At 31.0% G+C, this 7,503-nt stretch carries 10 protein-coding genes; 5 read left to right on the top strand and 5 right to left on the bottom strand.

The window, feature by feature from the left end; translation table 11 throughout:
- Window positions 1-148 precede the first annotated feature (148 nt).
- A complete protein-coding gene (locus BB_RS04665; RefSeq protein WP_010890304.1) occupies window positions 149-913 on the top strand; it encodes a hypothetical protein in 765 nt (254 codons plus the stop codon).
- A gap of 22 nt (window positions 914-935) precedes the next feature.
- Here BB_RS04665 and bdr read toward each other — a convergent pair whose 3' ends face one another.
- The 5 genes from bdr to BB_RS04640 all read right to left on the bottom strand — a co-directional run bounded on the left by bdr (window position 936) and on the right by BB_RS04640 (window position 5,278).
- Complete coding sequence (gene bdr / locus BB_RS04660; RefSeq protein ID WP_010890291.1) at window positions 936-1,736, bottom strand: Bdr family repetitive protein; 801 nt, start codon at window positions 1,734-1,736, stop codon at window positions 936-938.
- Between the two features lie 90 nt (window positions 1,737-1,826).
- On the bottom strand, window positions 1,827-2,654 hold the full coding sequence (locus BB_RS04655; protein WP_010890290.1) for a DnaB helicase C-terminal domain-containing protein: 828 nt from the start codon (window positions 2,652-2,654) through the stop codon (window positions 1,827-1,829).
- 27 nt (window positions 2,655-2,681) lie between these two features.
- The gene (locus tag BB_RS04650) at window positions 2,682-3,197 is read right to left on the bottom strand and encodes a DUF226 domain-containing protein (protein ID WP_010890289.1); all 516 of its coding nucleotides are present in this window, start codon (window positions 3,195-3,197) and stop codon (window positions 2,682-2,684) included.
- 179 nt (window positions 3,198-3,376) lie between these two features.
- A complete protein-coding gene (locus tag BB_RS04645) occupies window positions 3,377-3,787 on the bottom strand; it encodes a hypothetical protein (RefSeq protein WP_010890303.1) in 411 nt (136 codons plus the stop codon).
- A gap of 24 nt (window positions 3,788-3,811) precedes the next feature.
- Window positions 3,812-5,278, bottom strand: a complete 1,467-nt coding sequence (locus tag BB_RS04640; protein ID WP_010890288.1) for a plasmid maintenance protein — start codon at window positions 5,276-5,278, stop codon at window positions 3,812-3,814.
- A 380-nt stretch (window positions 5,279-5,658) separates the two neighbouring features.
- Between BB_RS04640 and BB_RS04635 the strand changes: the two genes are divergently transcribed.
- From BB_RS04635 to BB_RS04620, 4 genes are read left to right on the top strand one after another with little or no spacing between them, the layout of a single operon-like run.
- On the top strand, window positions 5,659-6,045 hold the full coding sequence (locus tag BB_RS04635; RefSeq protein ID WP_010256620.1) for a hypothetical protein: 387 nt from the start codon (window positions 5,659-5,661) through the stop codon (window positions 6,043-6,045).
- The gene (locus BB_RS04630) at window positions 6,042-6,734 is read left to right on the top strand and encodes a DUF261 family protein (RefSeq protein WP_010890287.1); all 693 of its coding nucleotides are present in this window, start codon (window positions 6,042-6,044) and stop codon (window positions 6,732-6,734) included. Before BB_RS04635 ends, BB_RS04630 begins: the two co-directional genes overlap by 4 nt.
- Window positions 6,734-7,108 carry a hypothetical protein gene (locus BB_RS04625; RefSeq protein ID WP_010256627.1) on the top strand — a complete coding sequence of 125 codons (375 nt, stop codon included), beginning with the start codon at window positions 6,734-6,736 and terminating at the stop codon, window positions 7,106-7,108. Before BB_RS04630 ends, BB_RS04625 begins: the two co-directional genes overlap by 1 nt.
- A complete protein-coding gene (locus BB_RS04620; RefSeq protein WP_010890282.1) occupies window positions 7,108-7,494 on the top strand; it encodes a BBA14 family lipoprotein in 387 nt (128 codons plus the stop codon). Before BB_RS04625 ends, BB_RS04620 begins: the two co-directional genes overlap by 1 nt.
- The last annotated feature ends 9 nt before the right edge of the window (window positions 7,495-7,503 follow it).

Here is a 7,503-nt window from a genome sequence, read left to right as displayed (position 1 = left end):
CGGGTTAACATTTAAACCAAAAACCCTAGGCACTAACCTCAAATTACAAATTTTTAATTTAGATGTTTCATGAATACCAAATCTTATCTCCAAATTACAAATTTATAACTTCTTTTGAAATTCTTACAAAAAAGTATATAATGTTTATATGTTTTTATGCAATTTTTTTTTAAAAGGTAAATTTGCCAAACAAAAAAAAATTTATAAAATAAATCCGAATGAATTTATTTTAATTAGCGAGAATCTTATTAATTCTTCTAGCACTAAACACCATTTACTTGGAATTATTATGGCTGCTGGAATTCCATTAACTCATCTGAAAAATCAAAACATAAAAACTCCTTACAATTTCCAATCTGATACAATTTCTTATACATTGGACAGCGGTTTACAAATTCAAACACATTCCCTAATTTGCTCTAATAAAATTTCCAGATGTATTGAAAATCTAGACAAAAATAGATTGATATCTATTAATACAACCAGAATTAATTATGTGGCAAAAAAGATATTTGGTTTTGACATTACTACTAAACAACTGAGAATTGTTTACTCTTTGATTGCAAAGTCTAAAGAAACACCAAATGAAGTTAGGCACAACTCTAATTCACAAAGCATCTTTTTAGTTAACACGCCGTGCATATTAAATCTATCACAAAAGCTTAACTATATTAAATCATTTGCACCTTTAAAGCTCAATCAAAACAATCTGAATTATTATAAAAACAGCTCCAACGAGCTTAAATCTACTATTACAAACTTGATTTCAAATTTTATTGCTGAAAAGGAACCTTGCAAAAATTTACATACTCTAACGCTATACATTAATGCTAACCTAAAAAAACTGGGAATCTACAAAAATACTTGCAAATTACAAAAGCGCATTATATCTAAAATTTTTTTTCTTGATTAAAGTAAAGAATTCTTTGCAATTTCTATTTGAAATAATTGCTAATTAATGACGTAATGAAGGGAGTTAGAATAGATATAGCAGTGGGCACAACTACTACTGCAATAATAACTATTCTGTTGCTGACTTTAAGCTTTTCTGAAGAAACTTTGTTATTGGCTTCTAGCTTTTCCAAAAGAACTTTGCTATTGGCTTCCAGCTTTTCCAAAAGAAGTTTGTTATTGGCTTCCAGCTTTTCCAAAAGAAGTTTGTTATTGGCTTCCAGCTTTATTTCTAGCCTTTGTTCCAAACTAAACATATCTTTTTGCAAATTCTTTTCTACGTTATCAATCTTAGTATCTAAATTCTTTTCTACGTTATCAATCTTAGTATCTAAATTCTTTTCTACGTTATCAATCTTAGTATCTAAATTCTTTTCTACGTTATCAATCTTAGTAGTAAGTTCACTTTTAACAGTATCAATCTTAACGTCTAAGTTGGATATATCCTTTTGTAAATTCTTTTCTACGTTATCAATCTTAGTAGTAAGTTCACTTTTAACAGTATCAATCTTAACGTCTAAGTTGGATATATCCTTTTGTAAATTCTTTTCTACATTATCAATCTTAGTAGTAAGTTCACTTTTAACAGTATCAATCTTAGTAACAAGATTGTCAAACTTTATGCCAAATTGCTTTTCTAAATTTTCTAAATCTCTATATGTAAGTTCATTGTGATAATATCTTTTTGATAAATCTTGAGCTATTAGTTGTTCCATACCTAGTCGCAGAAACTCTTTATATATTTGCTCTTCAGTAATACTTGTTGTCACTACTGATGATTTCATAATTTACTCACCTACTAAATACATTGTAACACAAATTAAGGCCAAATAACAGAATATTTACAAAATCTAACAATCTAACAAATCTAAATTTCAATTCGAAAATTTTATAGTTTTTGGAGTAAAACCTAAATTGGCAATCCCAATATAACCGTTTCTATTTTTAGCAACTATCACTTTTACTTTAGTTGTATTATTACCTTTAGAAGTATTCCGCCCTTTACGTTTTTTCCTCTCTTGATGTAAAAAAATTACAATATCTGCATGCCATTGTAATGCTGCCGATTCTCCCAAAGTTGCCAAACTAGGTTCTACAACCTCAGCGCTTCTGGAAACTTGAGATACAACTATTATTGGAATTCCAAGTTCAAGTGCAAGCGAACGTATATTACGACTCAAAAATGCAACTTGTTCAAAACGAGGAATATTATTCTGTGACACGGGAATCAAATTAATGTAATCAATAAAGATAATTTTTACATCGTGGTTCAATTTCATTTGTCTAGCTTTATCTTCTAACTCATGTATGTCAGTACCCCAAACGCTATTAATCCAAAAAGAAAAATTACTAACCTCAGAAACTGATTTATGGTAAGCGTCCAGTTCACTTTTATTTAGCGAACTGATATTGTCAAGCAACTTATTATGTTCTATGCCCGAATTCATCGACAAAAGCCTCCGAGTGACAGTTTTACTTGTCATTTCATATGTAAACCATCCAACACTCAAATTTTGTTCTAAACATATGTTGTGAGCAATATTGAGGGCAAAAGCCGTTTTACCAACACTGGGCCGTGCTCCAATTACTACAAAATTTGATTCCCTAAAGCCTTGTATAATAGCATCAAGATCTCTAAATCCGCTCCGCAAAATTAAATTTTCATTTTCACAAGTTGACCTTATAAGACTAGCGACTTTCATAATTTACCCTTTAGTAACATTGTAAATTCAAAATCTACGCAGTCGACTACGTAGCAGACTGCGAAGCAAACTAGGATTATCCTCTTTGCCCAACTTTTTCTGATTGATTTTATCTATCCACTTAGTTATAATACCTTCGCCCTGGGGATTCAAATCTCGACCATAAAACTTAAATACTCCTTTTTCTAGCTCCATCAGACGCATATGTAATTTTTTCTGCTCCCTATTATAGCTATCTCTATCCCTAAGCAAATAAGCTATAGTGTGGAGATACAAAAACACACTCCCCTTTTTAAATCTAAATTCAATAAAATACGATTTGTTAAAAGATTTAAATATTTTCTTAGAAAAGCTACAAACAGAAGTATAATCTCTGTAAAATGGATTATTTTTAACCTTATTGTACCCATAAAATATACCTAAAAACGCATCTCCCTCCTTTATGGGGTACAGCATAATAAATCTTCTCTCTTTGCTAAAAGTATTTATAAAATAAGCACAGAACTTATGTTTATAGGCCCGACAACCCTTATAAATATTCATCAACCTTGTATGGTAATTGGTTTTATCGCCAATAATTTCCTTTTTAAAAAAAGAATGATTCTGAAAAGGTATCTGCTGTTTATCAGTTTCAACAACCTTTTCAGAACTTGCGGGTTTTACTGGTCTTTTTACTATTCTAAAGCTAATATTTTCCTCCTTATTATTTTTGTGAACTAATATTATCCTCCTGTTCCCGCCGGCTTGCTCCCCTTACCTCCACTCCCCCCGGATCCCGCTTGTGCACCAGCAACATTCTTTTGCAACCTGCCAAGAAATATATCTTTATAGTCTTTGACAATCCTAGCCAATATTTTCTTTAAACTTGCATACCTTTTTGCCTTACAAATATATTCAAGACCATCTACCTTTTGGATGGTAAACCCTAATTTATCGTTGTATTTCTTCTGAATCCACTCATCCACGAACTTGTAAATATACTCATAGTCAAAATCTTCTGGTTCTAATTTAGGAAAATTAGTAATGCTTTTGTCTTTAGCTTTGTTTTGAATTTCCGTACTTCTGTAAACATGCCAAATCTTGTCCCTTCTTAAGTAAAGCCTTCTTACTAAATGTTTCATTCTTATTCTCATTTTACCTCCTAAAGCCACCTAGGCTTAAATTGCTTTTTTATCAATTCCAAGGCTTTCAAGAGTAATTCCTTTAATTGTCTTAAAGCCCAAGGAATCCTTAACGATGTTACTTCTTCCATAGATGTTATTTCTATTCTCCCCTAAGTAAATTCTCTCCGGCGGCGTATTTACGCTATCTTGCTCCTGATTATTTGACAATTCTCCTGTTTGCGTTTGCACTTGTGCTTGCGATTGACCATTAATCCTCTCCAAACGCTCTCTACTACGCTGTTCTCTTTCTCTAGCCTCCATTGAAAGCACTTTTTTCACATAATCATTAAGCTCAACTTTTTTCTTAACAAACTCCCCAAACCTTTCCTTCCAAATGACCTCATAATCGCTAATAACCCCATCCCTACGCTTCATCATCATCCAAACTTTATATCGATAAATAGAAAACTGATCCAAAAAGTGTTCAAGCACATACTTCAAATTACTCTCATTGTGCTCGTCTAAGGCCTTATCCAGATTATACAGTGCATTTTTGTAAGTTGTAGGATTATTGCTAAGATCTTTTATGCGACTAAGAAAATCCTTTGGGATATTCCTTTCGATCAATTTAGTCTCAATATCTTTTTTTTCAAAATTAATATTGTTTTTTTGAATTTTTGAATTACATAAAGAATTCTTTGAATTCTTATAATTACTATAGCTTATATTAGCTTTATTAAATACAGCCGGTGGCGAGTGGCGCGACATTGTGGTGCGACTGTCAACATCCTGATTAGTTAAGACAGTGTCGCATGAAGATTTCAAAAAAATATTTTCAGATAATCTTTCTGAATGTCTAGAAAATTTATCTGAAAAATTGTTAGAGAAATTAGAGGCCCCATTGGACGTATCGGAAAGATCCTTTAATGGATTGTTAGCATTATAAAATTTAGCAGTCTTAGAAACATTAAACACCGCATTTTTGATGTCTTCGTCAAAATCACCAACTATTTTTTTATTCTCAAGCTTTTCATAAAGTAATTGAACAAGATGTTCCCAAATTATTTCCTTATGATAAGCTACAAGCTCAGTATTTTGTATATAATGAGCAATGCTTCCTTTTCCTTTGTTGTCCTTATTACCGAACTTTCTTAACTTAGTTTTAATCAAGCCAATTTCGTTAAGCAGTTTAAGATCCCGCTGCACAGTGCGCACACTAACAACCTTTTTGCCATCTTTTTTGAGCAGATCAGCAACCAGTCTATAAATATCGCACGCCGAATAACGATCAACTCCACAAGAGTTTTTGTAATTTTGATTTTTGACATCAATCACCCAATAAACCTTTAAAAGCCTATCGTATTGGTTTGATCTCATTTTTTTGATCAGTGATTCAACTTGAGACACTTTAATCGTGTTAGGACAGTGTTCTTTTTTACTGTTTAAAGCTACCAATTTGGTAAGCAATTCATGTAATAACACTTTACTAAGTCTAGCATTATTTAATAATATTTTATTCATATATGTTTACATATCCTCTTACACATAAACTTTATTTTGTGTCCGAGGCTTAAGTCGCGCTGCATGCAGCGCGACTTAAACTTTATTTTCCTTTAAAATTTTTTTTTAAGACGCATTTCCTAAAAAATAAGCCTCTCCATGCACGTAAAGTATATATCAATTCGTGTTTTTTGTCTTAAAAAAATCCAAAAAATTTTTGGTTTTTTGATTTTTAGCAAAAACGTTATACAATTACGAAATACCTAATAATGTAATAGTTTTGACATTGTTGGATAACACTTGGATTTTTAATCCAGTCTAGCTAGACCATATTTTATTTATTTTTTAAAAAATAAGTAAAATATGGTTTTTTTAAAAATTTAAAAAAATAAAGGAATTATATGACAAGAGTAAAAAAACAAATAAATATTATTGGCAGCATTGTAGCAATGCTAGTAATATCTATCTCTGGGCTTGGCACATACGCTTTTAAAGGGGTGATGGCTGATCTAAAAACTTCAGTCCTAAAAGCCAAACACGAAATCTTTAAAGAACTCGAAGATTACTACAATGCCAAGATTAAATCTGAATTCGAAGAAATGAAAAACTCCATCAAAGAAGAACTAAAAGAAGAACTAAAAAGAACTACAGAATTTATTAACGCGGTTAATAAAGAAAATTTGATATTGGAAGTTAGAAATATTTTCTCAAAAGATCGAATCAAAATACAAGAACTTCTAAAAGAAGAAATAGAAAAAAATTTTAGAAAACTTGGAGAAAGCAAATGAATAACAAAATGTTTTTATGCATTTACAATTTTTTCTACAAACTTTTGAAAGACTACTTTATAAAAAAGTACAAATCGGAATTACTCGAAAGTGCAGCATGTTTCAAAAATTCTTACAAAGAAACTGTAAAAGAAGTGGAAATTCACAGAATTGCCGTGCCCTTGCAAATGCAATTCAAAGAACAAAATGAGGTTATTTCAAAATTTGGATGTTATTTTCTTTGTATTTTATTTATTGGACTTGTGGTAAAAGAAATCAAAAACAGCGTTGAAAAATGTTTTGATTGTTTTGAGATTGATTTACTTTTCAAAGGTCTTGTAAGTAAAGGCTGCCTAAGGGGTGACAATGCATTTGTTAATTCTCCAAATGCAATATTTGCAAACTTGGGTATTGATGAAGATATTTTCTTCGAAGAAAAACATCATCCAACCTCTTATATCCCATCAGAATCTGATATTTTGATTGGTAAGTACAAAGACACAAGTTCTAATTTTTACCATTTTGTAATCTTAAACAGTGACCTAAAAACTGTGATTTGGGATTCACTTGGCAATTCTAAAACTGTTTCAAACGGACACTTGGAGTCTTTAAGAGCATTTAAAATTCAAAATAAAGCAATTTTAGAGCGCGTAAAGGATAGACTAGAATTTTACAGTGCAAAATTTAGAAATAATTTGGAGGTAGCGTAATGAACGCAATTAAAAACATTAATGAGTTACTAGACGCAGTAGACGTCAAAAATGCACTTCTAAAGGGACTTGAAAGTTCTTTTGGTAGCGAAAAATTAGATATTGTAAACGAAGGAATGACATTTACAAGTTCACTTTTGAAATTCATACTCTACATTAAAGACAAAATCGAAAAAAACAATGAAGATCAAGCAGCTGTTGAGCAAATTGATAAACGACTCAAAGATACAATTGAACTCTCAATACAAGCTTATAAAGCTTACAAAGATTCTGGAGGTGATTTTTCAGAATACAAAAAGCTTTTAAAGCTTAGAGACGAAGTCACAAGCAAAATGTTAAAAGATTTACAAAATCAAGTTCAAGGGGGCAAATAATGAAAAATTTAAAGACAAAAATTAATTTTTTAGGGATATTTTGGCTACTGTTACTATTTCTTTCTTGCGAATCAATACCATCACTTCCCCAAAAACCAACCCTAACAAACAAAGAAGATATTGAAAATTTAATGCTCGATGAAGCAGAACTTTTTAGATACTCAACCGCACTAAATGTTTGGCTTTTGACTGTAAAATCTTATGTGATCAAATACTATCCTAATGACAAATTTCCTGTGTTTGAAAATTTTGATCCCGTGTTTGGCGATGAAAATGGAACTAAAGAAACAAATATACTAAAAAATCGAATTACCTACTACAATCGATACATAGAAAAAACCGAACCGATTGTATTTGGGTGTTACAAAAAATACAGCAGAAGATAAGGATTGTAT

The organism is Borreliella burgdorferi B31, from assembly GCF_000008685.2.
In the GTDB taxonomy this organism is placed as follows: Bacteria; Spirochaetota; Spirochaetia; order Borreliales; family Borreliaceae; genus Borreliella; species Borreliella burgdorferi.
The sequence above is the reverse complement of the archived record's forward strand: the minus strand, read 5'-3'. Positions and strand labels throughout refer to the sequence as shown.